General features: G+C 66.3%; 31 protein-coding genes and 1 pseudogene. 10 read left to right on the forward strand and 22 right to left on the reverse strand.

Annotated elements, in window-relative coordinates; all coding sequences use genetic code 11:
* Nucleotides 1-9: 9 nt before the first annotated feature.
* The 9 genes from E8L99_RS20290 to E8L99_RS20330 all read right to left on the reverse strand — a co-directional run bounded on the left by E8L99_RS20290 (nt 10) and on the right by E8L99_RS20330 (nt 6632).
* Nucleotides 10-321, reverse strand: a complete 312-nt coding sequence (locus E8L99_RS20290; RefSeq protein WP_137101252.1) for a hypothetical protein — start codon at nt 319-321, stop codon at nt 10-12.
* Between the two features lie 66 nt (nt 322-387).
* Nucleotides 388-969 carry a hypothetical protein gene (locus E8L99_RS20295; RefSeq protein ID WP_137101253.1) on the reverse strand — a complete coding sequence of 194 codons (582 nt, stop codon included), beginning with the start codon at nt 967-969 and terminating at the stop codon, nt 388-390.
* 49 nt (nt 970-1018) lie between these two features.
* Nucleotides 1019-2488 (reverse strand): Asp-tRNA(Asn)/Glu-tRNA(Gln) amidotransferase subunit GatB, encoded by a 1470-nt coding sequence (gatB, locus tag E8L99_RS20300; RefSeq protein WP_137101254.1) that lies wholly within the window; start codon nt 2486-2488, stop codon nt 1019-1021.
* 334 nt (nt 2489-2822) lie between these two features.
* On the reverse strand, nt 2823-3533 hold the full coding sequence (locus E8L99_RS20305; protein WP_137101255.1) for an anti-sigma factor: 711 nt from the start codon (nt 3531-3533) through the stop codon (nt 2823-2825).
* Nucleotides 3530-4072, reverse strand: a complete 543-nt coding sequence (locus E8L99_RS20310; protein WP_137101256.1) for a sigma-70 family RNA polymerase sigma factor — start codon at nt 4070-4072, stop codon at nt 3530-3532. Before E8L99_RS20310 ends, E8L99_RS20305 begins: the two co-directional genes overlap by 4 nt.
* A 228-nt stretch (nt 4073-4300) precedes the next feature.
* Complete coding sequence (locus tag E8L99_RS20315) at nt 4301-4513, reverse strand: hypothetical protein (RefSeq protein ID WP_137101257.1); 213 nt, start codon at nt 4511-4513, stop codon at nt 4301-4303.
* 1 nt (nt 4514) lies between these two features.
* Nucleotides 4515-5996: an Asp-tRNA(Asn)/Glu-tRNA(Gln) amidotransferase subunit GatA gene (gene gatA / locus E8L99_RS20320; RefSeq protein WP_137101258.1), complete on the reverse strand. Its 1482-nt coding sequence runs from the start codon at nt 5994-5996 to the stop codon at nt 4515-4517.
* A gap of 5 nt (nt 5997-6001) precedes the next feature.
* On the reverse strand, nt 6002-6289 hold the full coding sequence (gene gatC, locus E8L99_RS20325) for an Asp-tRNA(Asn)/Glu-tRNA(Gln) amidotransferase subunit GatC (RefSeq protein ID WP_137101259.1): 288 nt from the start codon (nt 6287-6289) through the stop codon (nt 6002-6004).
* Between the two features lie 85 nt (nt 6290-6374).
* A complete protein-coding gene (locus tag E8L99_RS20330; protein WP_137101260.1) occupies nt 6375-6632 on the reverse strand; it encodes a hypothetical protein in 258 nt (85 codons plus the stop codon).
* Nucleotides 6633-6788: 156 nt separating this feature from the next.
* On the opposite strand from E8L99_RS20330, the gene hisI reads away from it, so the two are divergent.
* Nucleotides 6789-7241: a phosphoribosyl-AMP cyclohydrolase gene (gene hisI / locus E8L99_RS20335; RefSeq protein ID WP_137101261.1), complete on the forward strand. Its 453-nt coding sequence runs from the start codon at nt 6789-6791 to the stop codon at nt 7239-7241.
* A 5-nt stretch (nt 7242-7246) separates the two neighbouring features.
* On the forward strand, nt 7247-8272 hold the full coding sequence (locus E8L99_RS20340; protein ID WP_137101262.1) for a patatin-like phospholipase family protein: 1026 nt from the start codon (nt 7247-7249) through the stop codon (nt 8270-8272).
* 27 nt (nt 8273-8299) lie between these two features.
* On the opposite strand, the gene E8L99_RS20345 is transcribed toward E8L99_RS20340, so the two are convergent.
* Both E8L99_RS20345 and E8L99_RS20350 read right to left on the reverse strand, forming a co-directional pair.
* The gene (locus E8L99_RS20345; RefSeq protein WP_137101263.1) at nt 8300-8731 is read right to left on the reverse strand and encodes a CBS domain-containing protein; all 432 of its coding nucleotides are present in this window, start codon (nt 8729-8731) and stop codon (nt 8300-8302) included.
* A 131-nt stretch (nt 8732-8862) separates the two neighbouring features.
* The gene (locus E8L99_RS20350; protein WP_252511169.1) at nt 8863-9585 is read right to left on the reverse strand and encodes a rhomboid family intramembrane serine protease; all 723 of its coding nucleotides are present in this window, start codon (nt 9583-9585) and stop codon (nt 8863-8865) included.
* A gap of 475 nt (nt 9586-10060) precedes the next feature.
* On the opposite strand from E8L99_RS20350, the gene E8L99_RS20355 reads away from it, so the two are divergent.
* The 3 genes from E8L99_RS20355 (at nt 10061) to E8L99_RS20365 (ending at nt 12345) form a co-directional block, all read left to right on the forward strand.
* Nucleotides 10061-10660, forward strand: coding sequence for a PAS domain-containing protein (locus E8L99_RS20355; RefSeq protein WP_168201756.1), 600 nt, complete (start codon nt 10061-10063; stop codon nt 10658-10660).
* 84 nt (nt 10661-10744) lie between these two features.
* The gene (locus E8L99_RS20360; protein WP_137101266.1) at nt 10745-11383 is read left to right on the forward strand and encodes a PilZ domain-containing protein; all 639 of its coding nucleotides are present in this window, start codon (nt 10745-10747) and stop codon (nt 11381-11383) included.
* A 389-nt stretch (nt 11384-11772) separates the two neighbouring features.
* Nucleotides 11773-12345 (forward strand): transglutaminase-like cysteine peptidase, encoded by a 573-nt coding sequence (locus E8L99_RS20365; protein ID WP_252511170.1) that lies wholly within the window; start codon nt 11773-11775, stop codon nt 12343-12345.
* Nucleotides 12346-12710: 365 nt separating this feature from the next.
* On the opposite strand, the gene E8L99_RS20370 is transcribed toward E8L99_RS20365, so the two are convergent.
* A complete protein-coding gene (locus tag E8L99_RS20370; protein WP_137101268.1) occupies nt 12711-13106 on the reverse strand; it encodes a winged helix-turn-helix transcriptional regulator in 396 nt (131 codons plus the stop codon).
* 53 nt (nt 13107-13159) lie between these two features.
* Here E8L99_RS20370 and E8L99_RS24010 point away from each other — a divergent pair.
* A pseudogene (locus tag E8L99_RS24010) lies at nt 13160-13441 on the forward strand (nuclear transport factor 2 family protein); the annotation flags it as partial.
* Nucleotides 13442-13477: 36 nt separating this feature from the next.
* The gene (locus E8L99_RS20375; protein ID WP_168201834.1) at nt 13478-14269 is read left to right on the forward strand and encodes an SDR family oxidoreductase; all 792 of its coding nucleotides are present in this window, start codon (nt 13478-13480) and stop codon (nt 14267-14269) included.
* Nucleotides 14270-14373: 104 nt separating this feature from the next.
* Here E8L99_RS20375 and E8L99_RS20380 read toward each other — a convergent pair whose 3' ends face one another.
* From E8L99_RS20380 to E8L99_RS20410, 7 genes are all read right to left on the reverse strand, one after another.
* Entirely contained in the window at nt 14374-14976 is a 603-nt protein-coding gene (locus tag E8L99_RS20380; protein WP_137101270.1) for a 2-hydroxychromene-2-carboxylate isomerase, read from the reverse strand.
* Between the two features lie 11 nt (nt 14977-14987).
* Complete coding sequence (locus tag E8L99_RS20385; RefSeq protein WP_137101271.1) at nt 14988-15518, reverse strand: gamma carbonic anhydrase family protein; 531 nt, start codon at nt 15516-15518, stop codon at nt 14988-14990.
* Nucleotides 15519-15610: 92 nt separating this feature from the next.
* Complete coding sequence (locus E8L99_RS20390; protein ID WP_137101272.1) at nt 15611-15931, reverse strand: DUF6949 family protein; 321 nt, start codon at nt 15929-15931, stop codon at nt 15611-15613.
* Between the two features lie 131 nt (nt 15932-16062).
* Nucleotides 16063-16278, reverse strand: coding sequence for a DUF3126 family protein (locus E8L99_RS20395; RefSeq protein WP_137101273.1), 216 nt, complete (start codon nt 16276-16278; stop codon nt 16063-16065).
* A 72-nt stretch (nt 16279-16350) separates the two neighbouring features.
* The gene (gene cysE / locus E8L99_RS20400) at nt 16351-17184 is read right to left on the reverse strand and encodes a serine O-acetyltransferase (RefSeq protein ID WP_137101274.1); all 834 of its coding nucleotides are present in this window, start codon (nt 17182-17184) and stop codon (nt 16351-16353) included.
* A gap of 229 nt (nt 17185-17413) precedes the next feature.
* The gene (locus E8L99_RS20405; protein ID WP_137101275.1) at nt 17414-18271 is read right to left on the reverse strand and encodes an alpha/beta fold hydrolase; all 858 of its coding nucleotides are present in this window, start codon (nt 18269-18271) and stop codon (nt 17414-17416) included.
* A 4-nt stretch (nt 18272-18275) separates the two neighbouring features.
* On the reverse strand, nt 18276-19028 hold the full coding sequence (locus E8L99_RS20410) for an alpha/beta fold hydrolase (protein WP_137102219.1): 753 nt from the start codon (nt 19026-19028) through the stop codon (nt 18276-18278).
* 220 nt (nt 19029-19248) lie between these two features.
* On the opposite strand from E8L99_RS20410, the gene E8L99_RS20415 reads away from it, so the two are divergent.
* A complete protein-coding gene (locus E8L99_RS20415) occupies nt 19249-21477 on the forward strand; it encodes a glycoside hydrolase family 3 N-terminal domain-containing protein (RefSeq protein WP_137101276.1) in 2229 nt (742 codons plus the stop codon).
* A gap of 182 nt (nt 21478-21659) precedes the next feature.
* Here the strand turns inward: E8L99_RS20415 and E8L99_RS20420 are convergent, their stop codons facing one another.
* From E8L99_RS20420 to trhO, 3 genes are all read right to left on the reverse strand, one after another.
* Complete coding sequence (locus tag E8L99_RS20420; RefSeq protein WP_137101277.1) at nt 21660-22415, reverse strand: peptidase; 756 nt, start codon at nt 22413-22415, stop codon at nt 21660-21662.
* 69 nt (nt 22416-22484) lie between these two features.
* Nucleotides 22485-22700 (reverse strand): SlyX family protein, encoded by a 216-nt coding sequence (locus E8L99_RS20425; RefSeq protein WP_137101278.1) that lies wholly within the window; start codon nt 22698-22700, stop codon nt 22485-22487.
* Nucleotides 22700-23455, reverse strand: a complete 756-nt coding sequence (trhO, locus tag E8L99_RS20430) for an oxygen-dependent tRNA uridine(34) hydroxylase TrhO (RefSeq protein WP_137101279.1) — start codon at nt 23453-23455, stop codon at nt 22700-22702. The genes E8L99_RS20425 and trhO overlap by 1 nt, the downstream gene beginning before the upstream one ends.
* Before the next feature lie 184 nt (nt 23456-23639).
* Here trhO and E8L99_RS20435 point away from each other — a divergent pair, with 184 nt between their 5' ends.
* Both E8L99_RS20435 and E8L99_RS20440 read left to right on the forward strand, forming a co-directional pair.
* The gene (locus E8L99_RS20435) at nt 23640-25067 is read left to right on the forward strand and encodes a circularly permuted type 2 ATP-grasp protein (RefSeq protein ID WP_315862559.1); all 1428 of its coding nucleotides are present in this window, start codon (nt 23640-23642) and stop codon (nt 25065-25067) included.
* Nucleotides 25068-25099: 32 nt separating this feature from the next.
* Nucleotides 25100-26041 (forward strand): alpha-E domain-containing protein, encoded by a 942-nt coding sequence (locus E8L99_RS20440; RefSeq protein ID WP_137101281.1) that lies wholly within the window; start codon nt 25100-25102, stop codon nt 26039-26041.
* Nucleotides 26042-26061: the final 20 nt, after the last annotated feature.

Genomic DNA, 26061 nt, shown 5'->3' on the forward strand with positions numbered 1-26061 from the left:
GGACGCCGATCAGCGCCTGTGCTGCCGGCCCTTGCCTGACTTTCCGTGCGAACCCGCAGCCGGAAACGGCGCGTGCAAGAGCTCGTCGATCCTTGAACAGGTCGAGGCAGGCAGGCCGCAATAGTAGCGTGAGGCCGAGAGCGCCCGCCGCAGGCGGTTGTCGCTGCGCGCACGCTTCAGCACGGTCTCGAGGATCGCCGGCGCGTGATGGAACAGGAGCGATGCCAGCTGGTCGCGGCCGATGGCCTCCTGCTCGTCGTGATCGTCGGCGGTCCGAAGGTCGAGAAGAATGATATCGAGCTTGAGCTTGGCGTCGCGCATGGCGGGGTCCCTGAGGTCCCCATGGGTCACAGGCCGCCGCCGGAAGGTTCACACCCCGTCCCGCACCTATTTCCGCCCTGCCCGCTCGATCGCCTCGATCTCCGCCCAGATCGTCTTGAAGACTTCCGCGCGCACCAGCCGCTCGATGCCGTCGGCGCGCACATTGTCGGGATGGAATTCGCGCGCGATGAACTTCTTCAGCGCACGGTATTTCTCGCCCGTGTCGGAGGGATCAGCTGGGGCGACCGCCTCGCGCGCCTGCGCCTTGACCTTCCAGGCATCGCGCTCGATGGCGAGCGCCTGGCAGAGCGCCTTGAGCTTGGCGACATCCAGGTCTGGCACGGGTTCGGCGGACCGGGGTTCGGGATCATGCGAGGCCGGTCGCGGCGCCCGCGCACCGAAGCCCGGACCATTGCGGATCTTGGCGCCGCGCTTGACCAGGGGCGGCGGCTCGCCGGAGGCCAGCGACGTCGCGAAGGCCAGGAATTCCTTGCGGTCGCGGAAGCGATGGCTCTCGCCGGCTTCCTCGCTGACGATCTCGATCGCATCACCACCGATGGCAATCTCGAAGCCATGGGCGGTGATGATCTCGGCGGCCCCCCGATAGCGGGGATCGCGCTCGATATTGGATGTCCAGGGGCCTGCCATCACTTGGTCCTGTCGCCGGGACGCATGGCCGGGCGCAAGCGCCTCAGCCTCAGATCCCGAGCTTTGCCTTCAGCATCGCATTCACGGCTTCCGGATTGGCCTTGCCGCCGGAGGCCTTCATCACCTGGCCAACGAACCAGCCGAGCATGGTCGGCTTGGCGATCGCCTGCTGCACCTTGTCCGGATTGGCCGCAATCACCTCGTCGATCACCTTCTCGATGGCGCCGGTATCGGTCACCTGCTTCATGCCGCGGGCTTCGACGACCGCGGCCGGGTCACCGCCCTCGGTATAGATGATCTCGAACAGATCCTTGGCGATCTTGCCGGAAATGACGCCCGACGCGATCAGGTCGACAATGCCGCCGACCTGGGCGGGGGTCACCGGCGAGGTCGTGACATCCTTGCCGTCCTTGTTCAGGCGGCCGAACAGCTCGTTGATCACCCAATTGGCCGAGGCCTTGGCGTCGCGGCCCTTGGCCACCTGTTCAAAATAGTCGGCGCTCTCGCGCTCCAGCACGAGGATCGAGGCGTCGTAGGGGGTGAGCCCATACTGGCTGATGAAGCGCGCCTTCTTCTCGTCCGGCAGCTCGGGGAGATGCTGGGCGAGATCGTCGACATAGGCCTGGTCGAATTCGAGCGGCAGCAGATCGGGATCGGGGAAATAGCGGTAATCATGCGCTTCTTCCTTGGAGCGCATGGAGCGGGTCTCGCCCTTGGCCGCGTCGTAGAGGCGGGTCTCCTGGTCGATCGTGCCGCCATCCTCGATGATGCCGATCTGGCGGCGCGCCTCATAGTCGACGGCCTGGCCGATGAAGCGGATCGAATTGACGTTCTTGATCTCGCAGCGCGTGCCGAAGGGATCGCCGGGCTTGCGCACCGATACATTGACGTCGGCGCGCAGATTGCCCTTTTCCATGTCGCCGTCGCAGGTGCCGAGATAGCGCAGGATGGTGCGCAGCTTCGTCACATAGGCCTTGGCCTCGTCGGCTGAGCGCATGTCGGGCTTGGAGACGATCTCCATCAGCGCCACGCCCGAGCGGTTGAGATCGACATAGGACAGGGTTGGATGCTGGTCGTGGATCGACTTGCCGGCATCCTGTTCGAGATGCAGCCGCTCGATGCCGACCTCGAAGCTCTCGGTCGGCGAGAGGTCGACCGTCACAACGCCCTCGCCCACGACCGGGCTCTTGTACTGGCTGATCTGGTAGCCCTGCGGCAGGTCCGGATAGAAATAGTTCTTCCGGTCGAACACGCTGCGGTGGTTGATCTGCGCCTTCAGACCAAGGCCGGTGCGGATCGCCTGGCGCACGCATTCCTCGTTGATCACCGGCAGCATGCCCGGCATGGCCGCGTCGACCAGGCTGACATGGCTGTTGGGCTCGGCGCCGAAGCCCGTGGACGCGCCCGAGAACAGCTTGGCGTTGCTGGCCACCTGGGCGTGGATTTCCAGACCGATCACGATTTCCCAGTCGCCGGTGGCGCCGGGGATCAGGTTCTTCGGGTTGGCATGGGCTGTCATGGGCGAAACGGTCTCGAACGATGGAAGGGCTCGTTCGGGAGTAGCCAATGAGGCGGCGGGGGGCAAGGGATTTGGGGCGTGGGCGGCGCCGCGCAGGCACTGAATGGCGGCTGGGTGGCTGGGCAAGAGGCCCCTCACCCTAACCCTCTCCCCGTGAACGGGGAGAGGGAACGTCTCCGCTGACCCGAGGAGATACAGACACGTGAAAGACCTGGCAGTGCGCAGGTCGAGAATGCGCGCTGGAATTCCCTCTCCCCGCCTGCGGGGAGAGGGCTAGGGTGAGGGGCAATCTCCAATCGTCGCCACTCACCAGGCGCTAAGCGAAGCCTGATCCCTAAAGCGGCACCGATCCCCGTCCGACGAACAGGATCGGCCCTGTCGGCCGCCCCGTCGGCGAACCGCCTGCCGGCTCCAGCGTGATCTCGTACAATTGCTGGTCCACCGGGCGCGGCATGCCGGTCGTCACATAATCCTGCTGGCGGGCTTCCCCCATCAGGCCAACCGAGCGCGGTCCGACAGAGCGGTCCCACAAGGTCCAGACCTGCAGGGTCCGCCCCGCCGGCACCGGAATGGCCTTCAGCGGCACCACGCGGATGCGCCCGTCGGCATAGGCTTCCACAATGGCTCCGGCCTCGTTGGTGTTCGGCGCGTTGAGCACGGCGACGACGCTTGGCCCCACCGGCCCGCGACCCGGCTGCGCCACCATGACGATGGCCAGCACCAGCGCGGCCAGCGCACCAGCAACGGAGGCCGCTCGAAGCGCCGCAACATTGGCCCAGAGGCCGGCAAACCAGCCCGGCGAGCCGCTTGCGGCAACAGGCGCCGCACCCTGCCCGATCGCCTTCTCGATGGCCGGCCAGAGGGCCGCCGAGGGCTCGAAGGACGGCGCGCTCTCGTCCAGCGGCATGAGACGCGCGCGCCAGTCGGCGACCGCCTGGCGGGTCTCCGCATCGGTGGCGATCTGCCGCTCGAAGACTTCTCTCTCGCTGTCGGTCATCAGCCCGGCCACATATTCGCCTGCGGTTGCAATGAGGTCGTTGGTCATCCCATGCACTCCTTCAGGGACACCAGCGACCGGCGGATCCACGCTTTCACGGTTCCGAGCGGCACCGCGAGGCGCCCGGCGATCTCGCCATGCGAGAACCCGTCGACATAGGCCATGAGCAGGCTGGTGCGGCGCTTGGTGTCGAGACCTTCCAGGCAGCGGCGCAGCGCGTGGGTTTCCGGCAAGCGCTGCGTGGCGTTGTAGGCCTCGATGCTCGCCTCCGAGGTCGCATCCTCCGGCACCTCGTCGACCAGGTCCTCTCGCCGCCCGTCACGCAGCACATTGAGTGCCTGGTTGCGGACGATCTGATAGAGCCAGGCCTTGGGGGGCCCCAGGGCTGCATCGTAGCGATGGGCATTGCGCCAGATCTTGACGAAGGCCTCCTGCACGACCTCCTCTGCCAGCTCGCGCCGCTTCACGATGCGCATGGCAACCCCGATCATCGGCGGGCATTCGGATTCATAGATGATGCGGAGCGCGGCGCGATCACCCGTCGCGCAGCGCGCCAGCGCATCCTTCAGGTCGGCGGCAGACGCCATGACGGTCCTCCGGGGGAACTCATGGACACTGATACACGCTGGCGATGTCAGCGGATGCAGCCACCGCGGATCGCGCGAGAAAATTCTTGGGGGCCGCCGTGCATCCAAAGGGGTGGCTGAGGAGTAACGACATTGCGGCGCCCCCCGCCGAAAGGGCTTGGCCCGAGGCGCTCCCGTCGTCCAAAGGCCTTGCCCGGCGGCCCCGCGCGAATGCGGGGCCGAGCGCCTCTAGCTGCGCTCGATCCGGCGGGCGACATGGCGACTGACGAACCCCGCCACCATCGTGGAAAGCGCGCCTATCCCCAGATAAACCAGCTTGAAGGTCGGGTCGCTCGCCCGCCAGGCCATGAACAGATAGAGCAGCAGAAGCAGCGTCAGCGCCCAGAGAAGCCACGCGAAGACTGACAGGCAGGCAATCGCGACGGCCCGGGCGATGAGCATGTCAGGCCCACCAGCGGTCGGTGACCGGGAATGTGCCCTTGGCCTTCTCGATGACACTGGCGACCGAGAACAGGGTCTCCTCGTCGAAGGCGCGACCGATCAGCTGCAGGCCGATCGGCAGGCCCTGCGGGTCAAGACCCGCAGGCACCGCGATGCCCGGCAGGCCCGCCATGTTCACCGTCACCGTGAACACGTCGAGGAGATACATTTCCACCGGGTCGGCGGTGCCCTTCTCGCCGAAACCGAAGGCCGATGACGGCGTGGAGGGCGTCAGGATCGCATCGACGCCCGAGGCATAGGCCTGCTCGAAATCCTGCTTGATCAGGGTGCGCAGCTTCTGCGCCTTGACGTAATAGGCGTCGTAATAGCCGGCCGAGAGCACATAGGTGCCGATCATGATGCGCCGCTTGACCTCCTTGCCGAAGCCCTTGGCGCGGGTCTTCTCGTAGAGGTCGGCAATGTTCTCGCCCGGAACGCGCAGGCCGTAGCGCACGCCGTCATAGCGGGCGAGGTTCGACGAGGCCTCCGCCGGCGCGACGATATAATAGGCCGGCAGCGCATATTTGGTGTGGGGAAGCGAGATCTCGACGATATTCGCGCCGGCTTCCTTCAGGACGGCGGCGCCGTCCATCCAGAGCTTCTCGATCTCCGGCGGCATACCCTCGACGCGATATTCCTTCGGAATGCCGATGGTCATGCCCTTCACCGACTTGCCGACAGCCTTGGTGTAATCGGGCACGGGCAGGTCGACGCAGGTCGTGTCCTTGGCGTCGGGACCGGCAAAGGATCGCAGCAGCATCGCCGTGTCCATCACGGTGCGGGCGATGGGCCCGGCCTGGTCGAGCGAGGACGCAAAAGCCACCACGCCCCAGCGCGACACGCGACCATAGGTCGGCTTGATGCCGACTGTGCCCGTGAAGGCGGCGGGCTGGCGGATCGAACCGCCGGTATCGGTGGCGGTGGCGCCTGCGCAGAGATAGGAGGCAACCGCCGTCGAAGAGCCACCGGACGAGCCGCCGGGCACCAGCGGCGCGGTGTCGCCGTTGCGCCGCCACGGATTGACCGCGCCGGGAAAGCAGCTGGTCTCGTTCGACGAGCCCATGGCGAATTCGTCGTTGTTCAGCTTGCCGAGCATCACGGCGCCGTCGCGCCACAGGTTCGACGTCACCGTCGACTCATAGGTCGGCACGAAATTGCCGAGAATGTTCGAACAGGCCGTGGTCCGGGTACCCTTGGTGCAGAACAGGTCCTTGACGCCAAGCGGAATGCCTTCCAGGGGGCCGACCTCGCCCTTGGCGATGCGGGCGTCGGAGGCCTTCGCCATCTCGAGCGCCTTGTCCGGCGTCTCCAGCACATAGGCATTGAGCTTGCGCCCGGCTTCCATGGCCGTGAGATAGGCCTGGCTCAGCTCGACAGCCGAGAACTTCTTGGTGGCGAGGCCGTCATGGGCCTCGGCGATCGACAGGTGGGTGAGATCGGTCATCGGGCTTACTCCACCACCTTCGGCACGGCAAAGAACGTGCCCTCGCGCTCGGGCGCGTTGGCGACGATCTGATCGGCGATCTCGCCATCGGTCACGACGTCCTGGCGCTTCTTCATGACCATCGGGGTCACCGAGGTCATCGGCTCGACATTCGAGACGTCGACCTCGTTGAGCTGCTCGACAAAGGCGAGGATGGCGTTGATCTCGCCCTGGAGGTGGGGAACCTCCTCATCGGTGACGGCGATGCGCGCGAGATGCGCGATACGACGGACGGTCGCCTGGTCGACGGACATTGTTCGGATACACCCGATCGCGTGGGAAAAACTGATCCGGCCTCATAGCACCCGGCCGTTTCGCGCCGCAACCGCGCTTGTGGGTTCAGTGTCGCCTGGATGGATCGTCGAAACGTCCGGTGGCATCGACCACGACGGCGCGCGCCTCGGCCAGGAACCGCTCGCGCATCATGCGGGCGACATCCGCCCCGCCCTGCTGGATCGGGGCCACCGGCAGGGATTCGCCTGGCGCAATCGATCCATCGACGGCCCACGCCGCCGCATAGAGCGCCTGATACGCCTCAAGACGCATCAGGGCGCCGGCCCGGTTCAGGCGGCCGAATGGCCGCGCAGTCGCAATCATGGTCCCACCCCTGGTGACCTTGCGATCCTAATGCGGGCCGATCCGGGGCGCGACGGAAACCATTGGTTAACCTTGATGGGCGCGCGGCCGCTTTGGATTTCCACCCACACCGCGCTAGAAAGCAGCCAACCACGCCCCCTCGCCCGGATCTCAGCCATGTGCGCCAGTTGCGACGACACCTTCGCCAGCCCCGGCCCGAAATCCGAGCTTGAGGAAGGCATGGCGCTCACCCCGCGCTTCGGCGCCGACGGGTTGATCACCGCCATCGCCACCGATGCCGCGACCGGCGACCTCCTGATGGTCGCCCACATGAATGCCGAGGCGCTCAAGAAGACCATCGAGACCGGCGAGGCCTGGTACTGGTCGCGCTCGCGCGCCGCCCTCTGGCACAAGGGCGACACGTCCGGGCAGATTCAGACCATCGTCGAGATGCGCATCGACTGCGACCAGGATGCGGTCTGGATGAAGGTCAAGGTCGGCGGCGATGGCGGCTCCTGCCATACGGGCCGGCGCACCTGCTTCTATCGCGCCATCCCGACCGGGCGTCCGGTGGAGGGCCTGACCCTCGAACCGCGCGACGCCGGCAAACTGCGCCCGGCCTTCGGTTGAGCCCCATGTTGAGACTGAGGCGACCGCGCGACACGATCGTGGAGACCGAGGGCGTCGCTCCGCGCCCGGCCATCGGGCTGGCGCTTGGCGGCGGCGCGGCCCGCGGCCTCGCCCATATCGGCGTGATCCGCACCCTCGTGAAGGCCGGCTACCCGCCGGACGTGATCGCAGGCACCTCCATTGGCGGGGTCGTTGGCGGCCTCTACGCCGCCGGCAAGCTCGACGTCTTCGCCGACTGGGCGCTATCGCTGACCCGGCGCGAGGTGATCCGCCTGGTCGATATCGCGATTTCCGGCGGCGGGCTGATGGGCGGATCGAGGCTTGCCCAGTTGCTGGAACGCGAGCTCGGCGAGACCCGCATCGAGGATCTGCCCATAGGCTTTGCCGCGGTCGCGACCGAAATCGGCACCGGCCACGAGATCTGGCTGACACGTGGCCGGCTTCTGACGGCGCTACGCGCCTCCTATGCCCTGCCAGGCATCCTGCCGCCGGTGCGCGTCGGCGGCCGCTGGCTGATGGATGGTGCGCTGTCGAACCCGGTCCCGGTCTCGGTGACCCGCGCTCTCGGCGCGCGGCTGGTGATCGCGGTCAGCCTGAACGCCGATGCGCTGGGCCGGGCAACCGTCATCCAGGATCACGGCACCGATGCCGAGGACGAGGCGCGCCCGCTGGTGGAGAAGCGGCCGCGGGTCCGCGCCGTGGTCAATCTCGGCAAGGGCCTGGGGCGTGGCCTTGGCCGGGCCCTTGTCCGTCCATTGCGCGGCCGCGACGAAGCAGCGGTCGACCCCCGTATCGCGATCGCGCGCTCCCCTGGTTTCACGACCGTGATGGCCAAGGCCTTCAACGCCACCCAGGAGCGCATTGCCCGCACCCGGCTCGCCGGCGATCCGCCGAACGTGCTGATCGGCCCGCGTCTGTCGAAACTCGGCTTGTTCGATTTCCACCGGGCGGCCGATGCCATCGCGTTCGGCGAGGAAGCCACCGAACGCCTGCTGCCGGATATCGCCGAAGCCCTGAAGGCGGTGTCCTGAGGCCTGAAGCCCAGTGTTCCACCAGGCTCAGGAATTCATGATGTAGTCCTTGAGCGCCGAGGTCTCGCTCTCCATCTCGGCAAGCCGCCATTTGACCACGTCGCCGATCGACATGATGCCGACGAGCCGGCCCGTCTCGACGACCGGCAGATGGCGGAACTTGCCGGCGGTCATCGTCTCCATCAATTGCCCGAGCGTGTCAGCCTCGGAACAGGTGATGACATTGCGGGTCATCGTGTCGCCAACCGTCCGGTCGAGCGCCGCCGCGCCCCGTTCCGAGATGGCGCGCACGATGTCGCGCTCCGACAGAATGCCGGCCACGCTCATGCCGGTTGCGGTGACGACGATGGCGCCGATCTTCTTCTGCGCGAGCATGTGGGATGCGTCTGCCAGTGTCGCGTCCGGCGAGATGGTCGCGACCGATCTCCCCTTGGCCTCGAGGATGCTGCGCACATTCATGGCGTTCCTCCGGTCTGCAGGGCTGTCACAGGGTAACAACCCCTTGCGCCTTGTCCGGTTTCCCGGAGGCCAGAGGATCGGGGGAGATGCAACAGAGCGCAAGACACTTGTCGTGCGGTGCAACACCGCAGTCAGCGGCGGACCGGATCGAAGAACGGGAACAGGAGCAATCCCGCGAGAAAGCCGCCGAGATGGGCCTGCCACGCGATCTGCTGGCCTTCTGCGCCGGGAATCGGCAGGCTGACCGCGCCAAACAGCACATTGAGCACGATCCACACCACGATCATCGCCATGATGGTCGGGTGGCGCAGCATGCCGGCAAGGCCGAGCGAGGGGACTTCATAGGCCATCCGTCCGGGCAGGCGCATCGGCCCAAGCGGCCCGCCAGGCTGGAAGATGAAGCGCAGCGCCGCCGCCGTGAAACCGGAGACCGCCGCCGAGGCTCCGACCACCGGGACGAACTGCGTCCCGAAAGCGGCCAGATGAGCCAGCGCGCCGGCCGCCGCCGTGACCGCGAACAGGAGCAGCGTCCGGATCACACCGAAGCGCCAGGCAACCGCCGACCCGAACACCACGAACCACACGGCATTGACGCCGAGATGGGTCCAGTCGGCATGCAGGAAGGCATAGGTGACGAAGGTCCAGACATCGCCCGCAGTCCCGCCCGGATAGATGCCCCAGGATGCGGCCGGCGAGCCGTCGAACCGCGCCGGGATGAACGCGAAGGCGAGCTGCACCTGCTCGTCGGTCTCGGGGCTGAGGATATATTCGCGGACCGCGTGGATCGCGATCATCAGGCCCGCCAGCACGCCGACCACGCCGGGAATGTTGAAGATCGGTTCGCGTTCGGCCAAGGAAATCAGCGCTTTCACCGGCATGGCGCCGGGCGATGGGACGCCTCACTAGAGCCATTCGGCCTTCGGAGTCGAGAGGCGGCGAGGCCTCTGGCCAACCGGTCGCGCCAAAAAAAGAAGGGGAGGTCTTGCGACCTCCCCTGGCTGGAGCGCTGGACGCCACCGAAACGGCATCCGTTCGTCACGTCTCCATCTCCCCGTTGTCCCCAGGAAGAAGCCGTTTGAGTTGAGCGTGCGACCGGAGGAGTCAAAGCCCCGAGCGCCCGAAATCGTGGACAGGATCGAGAGACCACGACCAGCCTGGGGCGGCAATCGAAACGCTTCGTTTACCTTAACGCGGAAACCGGTCGTTAACCGTCCGGCCTCCCCTGCCCCACGTCCTCCGCTGGCATGGCGCCTGCAAATCATCCCTCGAACGCCGCCCCGGACGCCCAATCTGTCCCCGAACGGCACGCTATTGACGAGGATGACAGCCATGACCAGCCACGCGACCGATACCCTGTTCGCCTATTGGGACAGCCTGCGGGGCCAGCGCATCGCCCCGGACCGCACGGAGATCGAGCCGAGGGCCATCGCATCGATCCTCGGCGACACCTTCGTTCTGGAGACCGACCCGACAGGTTCCATCCGCTACCGGCTCGCCGGTTCGCGCATCTGCTCGGCCTTCGGCCAGGAAATGAAGGGCCAGCCCTTCATGACCGCATTTTCCGACGCCGACCGTGCGAGCCTCATCAAGGGGCTGGCCGATGCCCATGCCGCCTGCACGGGATTGCGCGTCACGCTGACCGGCACAAGCGCTGCAGGCCGCAAGGCCGAATTCGACACGGTGATCCTGCCGCTCGCCCATCGCGGGCGCATCGGACAGCGCATGATCGGCGCCCTCACCGGCCGCCAGGACCATTTCTGGACCAGCCACGATGCCATCCAGGCACTGGCCGTGAGCGATCTCCGCCTCACCTGGCCGACCTGGCAGGCCGCCGCCGTCGGTCAGAACCAGCCCGCCATGGCGCAAGGCCCCGCTGTCAACGCCGGCCGGCCCCAGCTGCGGCTGATTCAAGGCGGCAATGCCGCATGAAACCGGTTCTTCGGAATAAGTGAAACGACGTGTTAACGCGGGCTGCTTAATCTTCCTGACATCAGTCTCGTACCATTGAGATCCATGTCAGTTCTCGCCAAGGTCCTTTCGGCCCCCAGTTCCGAAGAGAGCCGCCGCTTCCAGCGCGTGCGGGTGGACGTGCTTGGCCGCTTCATGCTGAGCGATCGCCGCGAGTATCCCTGCCAGGTCGTCGAAATGTCGCCGGGCGGTGCCCTGGTGATCGCGCCGGTTGTCGGCAAGCTCGGCGAGCGCGTCGTCGCCTATCTCGACCATATCGGCCGCATCGAGGGCATGGTGGTCCGCGTCATCGAGACCGGCTTTGCCATGACCATCGACGCCTCGCCCCGCAAGCGCGACAAGCTGGCCGACCAGCTGACCTGGCTTGCCAATCGCCAGATCCTCGGCCTGCCGGAAGATCGCCGCCACGAGCGCATCACGCCGGTCAATCCGTTCACCACCATCACCTTGCCGACCGGCGAGAAAGTGCCGGTGCGCGTGCTCGACGTGTCCATGTCGGGCGCCGCCGTCTCCGGCGCACCGGGCATCAAGGTTGGCGATATCGTGCAGATCTCGCGCACCATGGCGCGCGTGGTGCGCATTCTCGAGAAGGGCTTCGCGATCGAGTTCTCGCGCCAGCAGCAGGTCGAGACGATTGTCCAGCTGGGCGTCGAACTCGGCGTGAAGCTCGATCCCAACGCCTGACCCGGACGGGTCATCCAAACCTCAGATGCGATCAGGCTGAACAGCGCGTAAAGCGCCGCCGGGCGCGTGGTGCAACCCTCTTCACGGTTTGACACGGTGCGCTTGGCCATCGCAACGGATCGGTCATCATACCGGCGGCACAAATTGATCTTTTTCTCCATGATATCAAGATCTTGTCGCTAAATACTGACATTGCGCGGCGAACCGCGCTTGGTAAATCCACGCCCCGTTAAACTGAACAAAAGCTCACGAAAACCCGTCGGCTTTCACCAATCCGTTTCAGTGCGCCGCAAATCCGGCCTGCCATCGTCCTCCCATCGACGGAGGGACACGTCATGGACTTTGGGACGGGATGGACGAAGTGGGCGGCAGGCGCCCTGAGCGCAGGCATGATCCTGCTCTCGCCGCTGGACATGGTGGAAGCCAGCCAGCGCCAGGCAAGCCTGAGCGAAATGGGCGCGACCACCGCGCCGATCGGCTGGGTGCAGTTCTGTCGCGACAACCCGGCCGATTGCGCCGCACGTCCGCAGCGCACCGAGGCCGTGACCCTGAACCGTGCGGCCTGGGCGCAACTCGTACAGATCAACACGCACGTCAATTCGATCATCGAGCCGATGACCGATATGGAACAATACGGCGTCGAGGAGCGCTGGACCTATCCGACCTCCGGCCGCGGCGATTGCGAAGATTACGTGCTCCTGAAGAAGCAGCTCCTGATCCGCGCCGGTCTGCCGGCCGGTGCGCTTCATGTGACGGTCGTGCGTGACCGCAAGGGCGACGGCCATGCGATCCTGACCGTGCGCACCGACCGCGGCGACTACGTTCTCGACAACGAGAACGACGAAATCCGCCTCTGGCACGCGACGGGCTACCGCTTCGTCAAGCGCCAGACGGCCCAGGACCCGAACCGTTGGGTCACCATCGGCCCGGCGAGCGACCCCGCCGCCGTCGCCTCCCGCTGAACTTTCAGGAATTCGCGCTCTCGGTCACGTCCCACCCCTCCCCGTCCCCAGACCGGGTTCGCGAACAGACGGCCGGCTCCTCGTCCCAGGAGCCGGCCGTCGCCGTTTTGGGGGCAAGAGTTGCGTTCAGACTGCCTGCTTGCCTCTCGCTTGAAGGGCGAGCCTTGCCCGGCCGCTCAATACGTCATCCCCGGCGAGGCGCAACGCGCCGAAGGAAGGGGATCCAGACTTCTGCTTAAGCGCCCGGCCAATCCATTCCTGGCCCCCCTTCCCTCGCCCTTCGGGCTCGCCGGGGGTGACATCGGGTTCATTCGGTTTGGCCGATCACGCTTTCTGCATTTTCAGCACTATTTGCCGCCGAGCGCTCACTCGCGCTTGTCCGCCGACACCAGTCCGCCCGGCTTCTGTGCGGCCCAGTCCAGGAAGGAATCGAGCACCGGGCACATCTCCTGGCCCCAGGCGGTCAGCCGGTATTCCACCTTGGGCGGCACCTGCGGATAGACCACGCGCTGGACAATGCTGTCGCGTTCGAGATCGCGCAGCTGCTGGATCAGCATCTTCTGGGATATGCCGGGAATGGCCCGCTCCAGCTCCGAGAACCGGAGGACCTCCTTGTCGAACAGATGGAAGACGATGACCATCTTCCAGCGCCCTTCGAGCATGCGGAACGCCGCCTCGATCCCCGAGGCCGCCATGGACGGCGTCACGTCCTCTAACTTACCTGAAGGTGAGTACCTTACTATTTTGTCGGTTCTTGCCATGCGGGCAGTATAGCTCCAGATCGACAGCTCATCCAGTCAGGAGCCCGATGTCGATGAGTGTGAAGCTGCCGCCCCCGATCAGCCGCTATTTCCAGTCCGCGAACGCCCGGAGTGCCGACGCGATCGCTGACGTCTTTGCCGCCGACGCCCATGTCCGGGACGAGGGGCGCGATCACCATGGTCGGGAGGCGGTCCGCGCCTGGGCTGACGACGCTCAAAACCGATATCGCGTGCATGCCGAGCCACTGAGCCTGCTGCCGGAACCCGAGGGCTGCCTCGTGACCGCCCATGTCACCGGCGATTTCCCTGGCTCCCCCGCCGACCTTCACTATCGATTCCGGCTTTCCGGCGAGCAGATCGCCGATCTTGCGATCACGCTCAGGCCTGCCCATGCCGAATTCGCCGATCGTCGCGTGCTGGTCACCGGCGGCACGCAGGGGATCGGCGCGGCCATCGCAAGGCGCCTGGCGAAGGCTGGCGCAAACGTCCTGACAACCGCCCGCAAGGCTCCCGACGATCTGGAGGACCCCGGCACCTTCATCGCGGCCGATCTGGCAACACCGGAGGGGGCGGCGCAGGCCGCCGAGACCACCTTGCGCAGGCTCGGCGGGATCGATCTCGTCGTCCACAATGTCGGCGGATCCTCGGCGCCCGGCGGGGGCTCCGCTGCGCTGACCGACGACCATTGGGCGCAGGCGCTGAACATCAACCTCATGTCGGCCGTGCGTCTGGACCGGGCCCTGCTGCCCGCCATGATCGACCAGGGCTATGGCGTCATCGTCCATGTCTCGTCGATCCAGCGGCTTCTGCCGCTCTATGAATCAACGATCGCCTACGCGTCCGCCAAGGCGGCGCTGAGCACCTACAGCAAGGCGCTGTCCAACGAGGTCGGGCCGAAGGGTGTGCGCGTGGTCCGCGTCTCGCCCGGCTTCACCGAGACCGACGCGGCAAGCCGGTTGATCGAGCGGCTGGCAGAAGCGGACGGCTCCGGGACCGATGGCGCACGTCAGGCGCTGATGCGGTCGCTTGGCGGCATACCCATTGGCCGCCCGAACCGGCCTGAAGAGGTCGCCGATCTGGTTGCCTTCCTCGCCAGCGACCGAGCGGGATCCCTGCATGGCGCGGAATACCTCATCGATGGCGGGACAGTGCCGACGGTGTGATGGGATAAGGTTGGGCGACAGTCGCCGCTGGTGCGACCTTCACCTCTCCCCGTGGGAGAGAGGTGAAGCGGCGCGCTATCGGGCGAGATCGGGCCAGGAAGCCCTCAGCCGATCCTTGCCGCCCACGCTATCGCCGCGTCGAGCCGGTCATTGCCCCAGAACAGCTCGCCATCCGACGTCACCACGTTCGGCGCACCGAACATACCGTGTGCCTTGGCCTCGTCGACCGCAGCCCTCAGCGCCTGCTTGACGCTGTCGGAGCCTGCCTGGACGATCAGCGGCGCGGCCGGAATGCCGAGCTTTTCCAGGATCCTGCCCAGCGTCTCGGGCACCGCAATATCCGCGCCCTCGCCGAATTCGGCCACATAGACCGCGCGCGAGAAAGCCGCCCGCTTGCCATCATCCGGCAGAGCCTGCGCGATACGTGCTGCCAGCAGACTGTTCTGCGGGAACGGGTCGGGGCGCTTCAGCGCCAGACGATCGGCCTGGCAGATCCGCTCCAGGTCGCGCCACATGTAGCGCCCCTTGGCCGGCTGCGTGTTGAACGGCGAGGTGGTCATGCCCGCAGCGGCAAAGATCGGCCCGAGCAGGAACGGCCGCCAGTTGACCGTGACTCCGGCGGCTTCCGCAACACGGTCGATCCGCATCGCGGCGGGATAGGAATAGGTCGAGGCGAACTCGTAGAAGAAGTCGACTTTCGCGGTCATGGGACCTCCGTTCAGCCGACGACCTTCAGGCCCGTCATGAAGCGCCGGGAATTGGCGACGTAATGCTGGGCCGAGAGCCTGAGCCGCTCGATCGCCTGGTCGTCCAGCGTGCGCACGGCGCGCGCCGGCGATCCAACGATCAGCGAATTGTCGGGAAATTCCTTGCCCTCGGTGACCAGCGAATTGGCGCCGACCAGCGAATTCTTGCCGATCTTCGCGTGGTTCAGGATGGTCGTACCCATGCCGATCAGCGTGTTCTCGCCGATCGTGCAGCCGTGCAGGATCACCTTGTGGCCGATCGTGCAGCCTTTTCCAATCGTCATCGGCGCACCCATGTCGGTGTGCAGCACGCAGACTTCCTGGATATTGGTGCCCTCGCCGATCTCGATCCACTCATTGTCGCCGCGGATCACCGCGCCGAACCAGATGCCGACATCGATGCCGATGCGGACGCGCCCGATCACATGGGCGTCGGGGGCGACGAAATAGCGGCCATCGGCGGGAACGGCGGGCTGATCGCCATCAAGGGCATAGAGAGGCATGGGCTGACGCTCCGGCAATGGGTTGCACGGAGCTATGGCATGGCGGCGGGAGGCTGAGAAGACCGGCTGTTAGAGCGATGAGCCGGCAGCGGTCAGGAGACGATGGAACCGATCACCATCGACACGACACGGCCCGACATCAGGCTCCACATGCCGGCCAGCAGGGTCGCCAGGAACACGAATTCCATCCGGCGGTTCTCGATGCGGCGGCCACGGATCGTGTTGCGGATGATGATGGCGGGCGCGGCAAAGGCCAGGAACGGCACCGCGAGAAGCGCCATGGCGCCTCCGCCCTGCAGCAGCCGGAAGCTCGCGGGCTGGGCTGTCATCGCCCGGAACAGCGACACGAGCAGGCCCGAAATGGCGAAGCCGAGGGCGAGCGAATGGAAAAGCTGCAGACTCTGGGACGACATGACGCGGAACTCGACAGAACCAACACCGGGGTTATCCCCGTGAACGTCCCAATCGGTACCGCGTCGTTAGCGTCTTGTTAAGGTCCGGCGCCGCAATCTTTAAGAAAGAGTTAATTGGCGGCCGGCGGCCCTCACTCTTCCTCGAGGTCGATGTCGAGGATCGAGATGGTCACCGTGTAGGAGGTCTCGCCCTCGTCCACGTCCTTGTAGAGCGTGCCGATCTGCTCGTCGCCGATCATCACCTCGATCATCTCCTTGCGGCGCGGATTCGGCTGCAGCTTGATGGTCTGGTTGCCGAACTTGCGGCGCAGATAGTCCTGAAGCTTGATGATTTCGGTCTTGTCCACGGCCATTCCACTCCGAGTTTCAAGCGCGCCGTGTGCCATGCCCCGGCCGTGCAGTCAAAGGCTGAGGGCGGCTCACCCGCACTCGGTCACCATCTGATCCATGGTCCGGGACGGCTCGGGGCACCCGGCCTCGCCGACGATCTTGGCGGGAACGCCGGCGACCGTCGTGCACGGCGGCACGTCCGCCAGCACCACCGAGCCCGACGCCACGCGCGAATGGTGGCCGATCTGGATATTGCCGAGCACCTTGGCGCCCGCCCCCAGCATCACGCCACGGCCAACCTTGGGATGCCGGTCGCCGCTCTCCTTGCCGGTGCCGCCGAGCGTCACGTCCTGCAGCATCGAGACGTCGTCATCGACGACGGCGGTCGCGCCGACCACCAGGCCCGTCGCGTGGTCGAGGAAGATCCCGCGGCCGATCCGCGCCGCCGGGTGGATATCGGTCTGGAACGCCACCGACGAGCGGCTCTGCAGATAGAGCGCGAAATCCCGCCTCCCCCGCATCCACAGCCAATGCGCCAGTCGGTGGCACTGGATGGCGTGGAAGCCCTTGAAATAGAGCAGCGGATCGAGCGCCCGCTCGGTCGCGGGGTCGCGGTCGACCACCGCCATGATGTCGGCGCGCATCGAGACGCCGATCTCGGGCTCGGCCTCCAGCGCGTCGTGGAAGGCCTGCCTGATGATCGCCATCGGCACATCCGCATGGTCGAGGCGAGCGGCCACGCGGGCCGCCACCGCCTCCTCCAGCGAATGCTGGGAGGTGACCGAACCGAACAGGAAGGTTGCGAGCGCCGGCTCGCGCTCGGCGGCATGCGCCGCCTCGTCACGGATGCGCCGCCAGACGGGATCGACGGTATCGAGGCCCTGGGTGCGAAGACGGCCTTCGGAGCGCGGGTTCGGGGGCATCGGCTTCTCCTCGAAGGGCTGCGGACAGGGAAGCATTCTAGCCCGATTTGGTGTGACGCGAAATCGCCGGGCCCAAGGCTTGTCGCAACCGGTTGAATCGGAATCAGAACCTGAAGAGCGCGAGGTCACCTGGAATCAGATTGCGAGCAGCCGCGCCCAAGCCGTTGAAACGACTCAGGCATCGCACCGTCAGTTGAATCAGAAGGTGAATCTCGGAAGGCCGCAGGCCTCAGGCCAGGAACGCCAGGATCGCGTCGGCGAAGGCGTCGTTCTTGTCGCCCGCCACCATGTGGCCAGCGCCGCGCACATCGGCGAATTGTGCGGTTGGCACGAGCGCCCGGAACTTTGCCACCGCCTCGAGCGTGACCACGTCCGACGAGCCGCCGCGCACCAGCAGGGTCGGAACAACAAGCGAGCGGGCATCCGCCTCGAGCAGCGCCGTCAAGGTGTCATAGTCCGTGTTGACCGTCCGCGGCCCATCGAGAAAGCGCGGGTCCCAGTGCCAGTACCAGCGGCCGTCGGGCTTCAGGCGCAGGTTCTTGCGCAGACCCTCGACGCTGGGTGGACGGGTCCGGTTCGGCAGATAGGCGGCCACGCAATCCGCGGCTTCCTCGATCGAGGCGAAACCCTGTTTGGAACGCGCCGCCATGAAGCCCTGGATATGGTCGATGCCCGCCTGTTCCATATGGGGGGTGATATCGACCAGAACCAATCCGGCGAGCGCCTGCGCATCGATCCCGAGCGCTCGCAGCGACGACACGCCCCCCAGTGACGCGCCGATCGCCACCGGCCTCGCGCCGAAGCGCTCCTCGATCTGGCGGGCCAGCGCCAGCACGTCGCGGGCATAATCCTGAAAGGCATAGGCGCCGCTGTCGATCCAGACGCTGTCGCCATGGCCGCGCTGATCGACCGATACCGCCGTGAAGCCGCGTTCGGCAAGCCGGCGCGCCGTGGCCCGCCAGGCGTGCCGGGTCTGGCCGCCACCGTGCAGCAGCAACGCCACGCGCCCGCCATGACCATAGACATCGGCTTCGAGGCGATTGCCCTCGAAGCCCGTGAAGACGGCATGGCGCGGATGAAGCGGCATCGTCTCAGAGCCTGCGCGACAGGAAGTCGAGAACGCCGGCCTTGTAGACCTTGTCGCCGACCGCGGTCATGTGGTCGCGGTTGGGAATATCCAGCGCCTCGCCGTCGCGCAGGAGATCGACCAGCGGATGCGGCTCGCCTGCAATGTCGTCCTTGGTGCCGATGGCCACCAGCACCGGACAGCCGATCTGGCGGACTTCATCGCGGCTCATCAGGTTGCGCGAGCCGCGGATGCAAGCGGCGAGCGCCCGCCGGTCCGAGCGCGTCTGCTGGGCAAAGGCGCGGAACACCCGGCCCTGCGGATCGGTAATGTCGTCGAGCGACGGCGCTTCCAGCGCCTCCGCGATCGTCTCTGGCAGGCCGACGCCGTCGATCAGCTTGATGCCGAGGCCGCCCAGCACGGCCGAGCGAACGCGCGCCGGATGGGCGAGCGACAGGAAGGCGGTGATCCTGGCGCCCATCGAATAGCCCATGACATCGGCCGTCTCGATGGCGAGATGGTCGAGCAGCGCGCGGGCATCCTCGGCCATGACCGTCGTGTGATAGGCCTCGGGCTCGTAGAGCTTGGCGGAGGCGCCATGGCCGCGATTGTCAAGGGCGATGACACGCCGGCCGGCAGCCGTCAGCGTCTCGACCCAGCCGGGATAGGCCCAGTTGACGTGGGCTGTGGAGGCAAAGCCGTGGATCAGCAGGGTCGGTTCGCCCTCGCCCACGTCGAAATAGGCGATCTCGACGCCGTTTGAGGAGAAGGTCTGCATCGGAAGGGATGTGGGGAGACGGGACATGGGCCTCTCATAATGAAGGCGTCCAAGCTGCGAAAGCCTTGTCGCCGGTCGCCGGCCATGCTTTTCAGCGCCTCGGCGCGCCGGCCGTCCCCTTGCGCCGCCCCGAACGGGCTGGCAACACTCCGCCGCCGATCTCTCCATCTCTGAACGTCAGCGCCTCGCGCGGCGTCATCACCGAGCAGCAGACCGTCTCATGCGCCTTGTCCTCTCCCGAGCCGCCCTGCCCATCCTCATGGTCCTCGGGCTGGCCCTGCCGGCCCTTGCCCAGGGCGAAGCGACGCGCGCGCCGCTGTCGGTCGCCTGGAAGACCGGCGCCGAGGCAGAGGCGATCGAGCAGCGCATCGAGGCCCTGCTCGCCCAGATGACGCTCGCCGAAAAGGTCGGCCAGCTGCATCTCACCGGGCGCGGTGATAGTTTCAAACCGGAATGGGTCGCCGAGGGTCGCACCGGCGTCCTGATGAATTTCACCCAGCCGCGCGAAGTCCGCGCCGTGCAGGCTCAGCTGGCGCGCTCGCGCCTGCGCATTCCCCTGCTGTTCGGCCTCGATGCCATCAACGGCTTCGCCACCTATTTCCCCCAGCCGCTCGGCCAGGCCGCGACCTTCAACGCGCGCCTGATGGAAGTGTCCGCCTATTGGGCGGCCCGCGAGGCCCGCGCCGTTGGCGTCAACTGGACCTTCGCGCCCATGGTCGACATCACCCGCGATGCCCGCTGGGGCCGCGTGATGGAAGGCGCCGGCGAGGACGTGCATCTCGGCGTGATCTCGGCCGCAGCCCGCGTCGCCGGCTACCACCGCGGCGGTCTCGCCACCTCCGCCAAGCACTTCATCGGTTATGGCGAAGCCGAGGCCGGGCGCGACTACAACAGCGTCTGGATCCCCCTTTCCAAGCTCTGGGACATCCACATTCCACCGTTCCGGGCGGCGATCGAGGCTGGCGCCTTCACCGTCATGACCTCACTTTCGGCGATGAACGGCATCCCCTCCTCGGCCGATCGCGCCATGATGACCGACACGCTGAAGGTCAAGCTCGGCCTGCGCGGGTTCATCGTCTCCGACTTCGAATCGATCAAGGAGATGCTCGCCCACGGCGTCGGCGCCGACGGACCGGAAGTGGTGCGCAAGGCCATGCTGGCCGGCGTCGACGTCGACATGATGGCCGGCCTCTATGACCGCCACCTCGCCGATGAGGTGCGCGCCGGCCGCGTGCCGCAATCCGCCGTCGACGATGCGGTCCGCCGGGTTCTGCGCGTGAAGTTCCACATGGGCCTGTTCGAGGCCGAGCCAGACCACCCGGCAATGGCGGTTGCACAGCTGGCGCTGCCCGAGGCGCGCGCGGCGGCGCTCGAGGTCGCCCGCGAGGCGATCATCCTGCTCAAGAACGACCAGATCCTGCCCCTGGGCCGCCAGACGCGGTCGGTGGCGGTTATCGGGGGCCTCGCGACCCACCAGGAGGACTGGCAATATAGCGACAATGCCGGCCTGCCGCGGATCCGGCCGGCAACGCTGCCAGCGGAACTCACGCGCTTCCTCGCCCCCAATGTCCGCGTCACGGCGGAACGCGGCCTTGCCACCCATTGCAGCCTCGCGCCCGGCAATACCGCGGCGGCGCTCCGCGCGGCCCACGCCGCCGACGTGGTCGTCGTCATGCTGGGTGAGGATTGCGAACAATATGGCGAGGGCACGTCCCGCGCCCATCTCGAACTGCCGGCGCCGCAGAAGGCGCTGCTCGACGAGCTGATCGCCACCCGCAAGCCGGTCATCGTCATCATGCACACGGCCCGGCCCTTCGTGCTGACAGGCTTCGTCGACCGGGTGAAGGCTGTGCTCCAGACTTTCCACCTCGGCACGGAGGGGCGCACGGCGCTGGCAGAGGTCATGACGGGTCGGGTCAACCCCTCGGGCAAGCTGCCGATGACCTTCCCGCGCGCCACGGGCCAGGTGCCGATCTATTACGACCAGTTGCCGACCGGCCGTCCCAGGCTGACCAATGCCCGCTACGAGAGCGGCTATCTCGACGAGAAGATCGAGCCGCTCTTCCCCTTCGGCTTCGGGCTGACCTATTCGCGCTTCACGCTGGACCGCCTGGCGCTCGACGCTACCAGCCTGCCGCTGACCGGCACCATCGCCGGCACCGTGCGGCTGGCCAACGGCGCGGGCCCCGCCGGCCAGGAGGTCGTCCAGGTCTATGTCCGCCAGCGGGTCGGCTCGCGCTCCAGGCCGGTCCGGCAGCTCAAGTTCTTCGAAAAGGTGGCGGTTGCCGCCGGCGGCGAGGCGTCAGTCGCCTTCCGCATTCCCGTCCAGGCGCTCGGCTTCCACGACGACCAGGGCCGCTACTCAGTGGAGCCGGGCCTTTACGACGTGTTCGTCGGCACGGATTCGCGGGCAAGCCTGACCGCCACGGTGACGGTCACGGCGCCCTGAGAGCACCTTCGAGGGGTCACCGGGAAACACAACAGCTCGTCATGACCGGGCTTGTCCCGGTCATCCACGCCTTTCGGTGCCACTCGCCGAAAGGAAGACGTGGATGCCCGCCACGAGGGCGGGCATGACGAAGGGAGATGTTCAGCCCAGCCGCTGGCGGGGCAACGTCTCGCCCTGTCCTCTCACTTCGCGACGTTGGAGCCGGCATAGGGCGGCGGCGGAATGTCCATGTGCGCCTTGCGCAGCGCCGCCGACCAGCGCTCGCGCAGGTCGTGGAAATAGGGCTCGCCCGGCTCGATCCGGTAATTGGTCTCCACCCGTGCCTCGCCGCGCGGCATCACCGCGATGTCGATCGGCATGCCGACGCCGAGATTCGACCGCATGGTCGAATCTATCGAGACGAGCCCGATCTTCAGGGCGTCGTTCAGGCGGGTGTCGAACTTGATCGCGCGGTCGAGGATCGGCTTGCCATATTTGTGCTCGCCGATCTGCAGATAGGGCGTGTCGACCGTGCATTCGATGCAATTGCCGGCGGCATAGATCATGAACAGCCGCAGCCGCCGCCCGGCGATCTCGCCGCCGAACAGGAACGAGGCCTCGAACTTGATGCCGTCCTGTTCCAGGCCCGGCCCGTCCAGTTCCCGCACCTTGCGGATGGCACGGCCGATCCGCTGCGCCGCCTGGAACATGGTCGGCGCGTTCATGATGGTCTCGACCTCGCCGGTCTCCTCGTTCGGCAGGCCCTCCTGGAGGAAGCCCAGCACCGACTGGGTGATCGACAGGTTGCCGGCGGATGCCAGCGCCATGGCGCGTTCGCCGGGCTTTTCGAACACCTGCAGCTTGCGGAAGGTCGATACGTTGTCGAGCCCGGCATTGGTCCGGGTATCGGCAATCATCACGAGGCCGTCGCGCACGAGGATGCCGCAACAATAGGTCATCGGGAATCTCCTGGGGGCAAGGGCATAGCCGTCACGGCCGCGATGGGCAATGACGGCGCGCCTGAGCCCTCAATAATGCGGCGGCGGCGGTTCCGGCTGGTTCGTGCTGCCGGCGGCCGCGATGCTCTCGTTGACCTGGTCCTCCAGCCGGCCGAGCTGGCGCTGCAGCCGCTCGATCTCGCGCCATTGGGCGGTGATCGTCTGGTTCAGGTCCTCGATCACCTGGTCCTGATAGGCGGCGCGCACCTCCAGCGCCTCGAGCCGTTCGGCATCCGTGCCCGCCATCAGAATCGCACTCCCGCAGCCGTCTCCGGCACCTCGGCCAGACCATGGCCCAGCGCCACCCGGTCGTCGAACACGAAACAGCCGCCACGCCAGCGGCTCTGCTCGGCCGGCACCTGTTCGAGATAGGCGAGGATGCCGCCCTTCAGGTGATAGACCTCGGAAAAGCCCTGCGCGAGCATATAGGCGCTGGCCTTCTCGCAGCGGATGCCGCCGGTGCAGAACATCGCAACCTTGCGGTCGCGCTTTGGGTCCATGGCTTCGGCAACATAGTCCTTGAAAGCGCCGAAGGTGATGGTGCCGGGATCGCGCGCGCCCTCGAACGTGCCGATCTGGACCTCGAAACTGTTGCGCGTATCGACCAGCACCACGTCGTCCTGCGCGATCAGCGCGTTCCAGTCGGCGGGCTCCACATAGGTGCCGACGGCCTTGTTCGGGTCGGTCGCGCCGTTGTCGAAGGCGACGATCTCGCGCTTCACCTTCACCTTCAGCCGCTTGAACGGCATCTCCGAGGCTTCCGAGAACTTCAGCTCCAGCCGATCAAGACGGCCGGCGAACAAGGGCCCGTGGCGCAGCTCGGCCACGATCATGTCGATCGCCTCCGGGCGGCCGGCAATCGTGCCGTTGATGCCTTCCGGAGCCAGCAGCAGCGTGCCCTTGATGCAGAGATCCGCGCACAGCGCGGCCAGCGCCGGCTGGAGGGCACGGGCGTCCGGCAGGGACACGAACTGATAGAGCGCTGCAACCTTGAACGACATGGCGCTCCTCTAGCAGCGGGGCCGCCGCGACGAAACCCCGCAGCCTCTCGTCCGAGACTTTCGTTGCACCTGCGAAAGGCCCCTTCCCTCGCGACACGATTTGCCGTTAGCTTGGCAGCGAAGCAGGCGACTTCTCCGTAAGAGAGAGGCGATGTTTCTCCTTCCAGAGGGGAACATACTGGCCATGCCAGGCGACAACGGCGTATTCGATGAAATGAGTCTTCCGGACGGGTCCGTCCGGTCCGCATATGAAACTCTGGCCCAGTGGCTGAAGACCGTGCCGGAAGGCATGCTCGCCACCCGCTCGCGTGAGGCCGAGGCGCTGTTCCGCCGGATCGGCATCACCTTCGCCGTCTACGGCGATGCCGAGGCCACTGAACGGCTGATCCCCTTCGACGTCATCCCCCGCGTCATCACACGGCCCGAATGGACGACGCTGTCAGTCGGCCTGACCCAGCGCGTGCGCGCCATCAACGCCTTCCTCGCCGACATCTATTCCAAGCGCGAAATCCTGCGCGCAGGCGTCGTTCCCGAGGATCTGATCTACCGCAATCCGGCGTTCCGGCCGGAAATGAACAACCAGAAGGTGCCCCACGACATCTATGTGATGATCGCCGGCATCGACATCGTGCGCATCGACGCCGACACGTTTTACGTGCTGGAGGACAATGCCCGCACGCCTTCCGGCGTCTCCTACATGCTGGAAAACCGCGAGGTGATGATCCGACTGTTCCCGGATCTGGTCGCGCAGCACCGCATCGCGCCTGTCGAGAACTACACAGACGACCTGCTGGCGACGTTGAAATCGGTGGCGCCGACCTCGTCATCCTCCGATCCGACCTGCGTGCTGCTGACGCCCGGCCTGTTCAACTCGGCCTATTACGAACACACGTTCCTCGCCGACAAGCTCGGCGTCGAGCTGGTCGAAGGCCGCGATCTCTTCGTCAAGGCCGACGTCGTCTACATGCGCACGACCCAGGGGCCGAAGCGCGTCGACGTCATCTATCGCCGCCTCGACGATGATTTCCTCGATCCCCTGGTCTTCCGGCCGGATTCGGCGCTCGGCGTGCCCGGCCTCATGTCGGCCTATCACGCAGGCAACGTGACGCTGGCCAATGCGGTCGGCACCGGCGTCGCCGACGACAAGGCGGTCTACAGCTACATGCCAGAGATCGTGAAATTCTACCTCGGCGAGGAGCCGGTTCTGAAGAACGTGCCGACCTGGCGCTGCCGCGAGCAGGAGCACCTCACCTATGTGCTCGACAATCTGAAGGACCTGGTCGTCAAGGAGGTCCACGGTTCGGGCGGATACGGCATGCTGATCGGACCCAAGGCCTCGTCCGGCGAGATCGAGCTGTTCCGCGAGAAGCTGAAGGTCGACCCGGAGAATTTCATCGCCCAGCCGACGCTGGCGCTGTCCACCTGCCCGACCCTGGTCGAGGAAGGCATCGCGCCGCGCCATGTCGATCTGAGGCCCTTCGTGCTGACCGGCCGCGACAAGGTGCGCATCGTGCCGGGCGGCCTCACCCGCGTGGCGCTGAAGGAAGGCTCCCTGGTGGTCAATTCCAGCCAGGGCGGCGGCACCAAGGACACATGGGTGCTCGACCAATGAATGCCGGCGCTGGATTTCTGAAGGTCTGATCGATGCTTTCGCGCACCGCCGACAACCTGTTCTGGCTCGCTCGCTATGTCGAGCGCGCGGAATATCTCGCCAGGATCATCGAGGCCTCCATCCGCCTCGCGAACCTTCCCTCGGCCTATGCCGGATCCTCCAACGAATGGGAATCCGCGGTCGCCACTGCCGGCTGCGCCCAGCTGTTCTACCAGGTGCATGAGAAGGCGACGCGCGAGAGCGTGATCGACTTTCTGGCCTTCTCGCCCGACAACCCCTCTTCCATCCGCTCCTGTTTCGAGGTGGCGCGCACCAATGCGCGCTCGGTGCGCACGGCGCTGACCACGGAAATGTGGGATGCGATCAACTCGGCCTGGCTGGAGCTCGGCAAGTATCGGGGACGGTCGCTGTCCTCCGACGAGCTCGGCGGGTTCCTGTCCTTCGTCAAGGAAACCGGCCTGCGCTTCGACGGCTCGGCCTACCGGACCATGCTGCGCTCGGACGGCTACTGGTTCTCGCGTCTCGGCGTGATGATCGAGCGGGCCGACAACACCGCCCGCATCCTCGACGTGAAATACCATGTGCTGCTGCCGGACGCCGAGCATATCGGCGGCTCGCTCGACTATTTCCAATGGTCGGCGATCCTGCGCGCGGTCTCGGCGCTGACCGCCTATCACTGGGTCTACAAGGAGAGCCTGAAGCCCTGGCTGGTGGCCGATCTCCTGATCCTCAACGACCAGATGCCGCGCTCGCTCGCCGCCTGCTACGAAAGCATCGTGCGCAATCTGGACTCGTTGTCGCTCGCCTATGGCCGCCAGGGCCCGGCGCAGCGCGCCGGCCGCTCGATCCGCGCCAAGCTCGAGAATGCCCGTATCGACGACATCTTCCAGTCGGGGCTGCACGAGTTCGTGTCCGACTTCATCTCTGAGAACAATCAGCTCGGCGCCGCCATCACCCAGCAATATCTGACCTGAGGACCGACCCAACAGTCCCA

The sequence above is a fragment of the Phreatobacter aquaticus genome, assembly GCF_005160265.1.
In the GTDB taxonomy this organism is placed as follows: domain Bacteria; phylum Pseudomonadota; class Alphaproteobacteria; order Rhizobiales; family Phreatobacteraceae; genus Phreatobacter; species Phreatobacter aquaticus.

Excerpts from the sequence above, each read along its gene's own strand:
- E8L99_RS20290 (WP_137101252.1), bottom strand. The coding sequence starts at position 321 with ATGCGCGACGCCAAGCTCAAGCTCGATATCATTCTTCTCGACCTTCGG.
- E8L99_RS20295 (WP_137101253.1), bottom strand. The coding sequence starts at position 969 with ATGGCAGGCCCCTGGACATCCAATATCGAGCGCGATCCCCGCTATCGG.
- gatB (WP_137101254.1), bottom strand. The coding sequence starts at position 2,488 with ATGACAGCCCATGCCAACCCGAAGAACCTGATCCCCGGCGCCACCGGC.
- E8L99_RS20305 (WP_137101255.1), bottom strand. The coding sequence starts at position 3,533 with ATGACCAACGACCTCATTGCAACCGCAGGCGAATATGTGGCCGGGCTG.
- E8L99_RS20310 (WP_137101256.1), bottom strand. The coding sequence starts at position 4,072 with ATGGCGTCTGCCGCCGACCTGAAGGATGCGCTGGCGCGCTGCGCGACG.
- E8L99_RS20315 (WP_137101257.1), bottom strand. The coding sequence starts at position 4,513 with ATGCTCATCGCCCGGGCCGTCGCGATTGCCTGCCTGTCAGTCTTCGCG.
- gatA (WP_137101258.1), bottom strand. The coding sequence starts at position 5,996 with ATGACCGATCTCACCCACCTGTCGATCGCCGAGGCCCATGACGGCCTC.
- gatC (WP_137101259.1), bottom strand. The coding sequence starts at position 6,289 with ATGTCCGTCGACCAGGCGACCGTCCGTCGTATCGCGCATCTCGCGCGC.
- E8L99_RS20330 (WP_137101260.1), bottom strand. The coding sequence starts at position 6,632 with ATGATTGCGACTGCGCGGCCATTCGGCCGCCTGAACCGGGCCGGCGCC.
- hisI (WP_137101261.1), top strand. The coding sequence starts at position 6,789 with ATGTGCGCCAGTTGCGACGACACCTTCGCCAGCCCCGGCCCGAAATCC.
- E8L99_RS20340 (WP_137101262.1), top strand. The coding sequence starts at position 7,247 with ATGTTGAGACTGAGGCGACCGCGCGACACGATCGTGGAGACCGAGGGC.
- E8L99_RS20345 (WP_137101263.1), bottom strand. The coding sequence starts at position 8,731 with ATGAATGTGCGCAGCATCCTCGAGGCCAAGGGGAGATCGGTCGCGACC.
- E8L99_RS20355 (WP_168201756.1), top strand. The coding sequence starts at position 10,061 with ATGACCAGCCACGCGACCGATACCCTGTTCGCCTATTGGGACAGCCTG.
- E8L99_RS20360 (WP_137101266.1), top strand. The coding sequence starts at position 10,745 with ATGTCAGTTCTCGCCAAGGTCCTTTCGGCCCCCAGTTCCGAAGAGAGC.
- E8L99_RS20365 (WP_252511170.1), top strand. The coding sequence starts at position 11,773 with ATGATCCTGCTCTCGCCGCTGGACATGGTGGAAGCCAGCCAGCGCCAG.
- E8L99_RS20370 (WP_137101268.1), bottom strand. The coding sequence starts at position 13,106 with ATGGCAAGAACCGACAAAATAGTAAGGTACTCACCTTCAGGTAAGTTA.
- E8L99_RS20380 (WP_137101270.1), bottom strand. The coding sequence starts at position 14,976 with ATGACCGCGAAAGTCGACTTCTTCTACGAGTTCGCCTCGACCTATTCC.
- E8L99_RS20385 (WP_137101271.1), bottom strand. The coding sequence starts at position 15,518 with ATGCCTCTCTATGCCCTTGATGGCGATCAGCCCGCCGTTCCCGCCGAT.
- E8L99_RS20390 (WP_137101272.1), bottom strand. The coding sequence starts at position 15,931 with ATGTCGTCCCAGAGTCTGCAGCTTTTCCATTCGCTCGCCCTCGGCTTC.
- cysE (WP_137101274.1), bottom strand. The coding sequence starts at position 17,184 with ATGCCCCCGAACCCGCGCTCCGAAGGCCGTCTTCGCACCCAGGGCCTC.
- E8L99_RS20405 (WP_137101275.1), bottom strand. The coding sequence starts at position 18,271 with ATGCCGCTTCATCCGCGCCATGCCGTCTTCACGGGCTTCGAGGGCAAT.
- E8L99_RS20410 (WP_137102219.1), bottom strand. The coding sequence starts at position 19,028 with ATGCAGACCTTCTCCTCAAACGGCGTCGAGATCGCCTATTTCGACGTG.
- E8L99_RS20415 (WP_137101276.1), top strand. The coding sequence starts at position 19,249 with ATGCGCCTTGTCCTCTCCCGAGCCGCCCTGCCCATCCTCATGGTCCTC.
- E8L99_RS20420 (WP_137101277.1), bottom strand. The coding sequence starts at position 22,415 with ATGACCTATTGTTGCGGCATCCTCGTGCGCGACGGCCTCGTGATGATT.
- E8L99_RS20425 (WP_137101278.1), bottom strand. The coding sequence starts at position 22,700 with ATGGCGGGCACGGATGCCGAACGGCTCGAGGCGCTGGAGGTGCGCGCC.
- trhO (WP_137101279.1), bottom strand. The coding sequence starts at position 23,455 with ATGTCGTTCAAGGTTGCAGCGCTCTATCAGTTCGTGTCCCTGCCGGAC.
- E8L99_RS20435 (WP_315862559.1), top strand. The coding sequence starts at position 23,640 with ATGCCAGGCGACAACGGCGTATTCGATGAAATGAGTCTTCCGGACGGG.
- E8L99_RS20440 (WP_137101281.1), top strand. The coding sequence starts at position 25,100 with ATGCTTTCGCGCACCGCCGACAACCTGTTCTGGCTCGCTCGCTATGTC.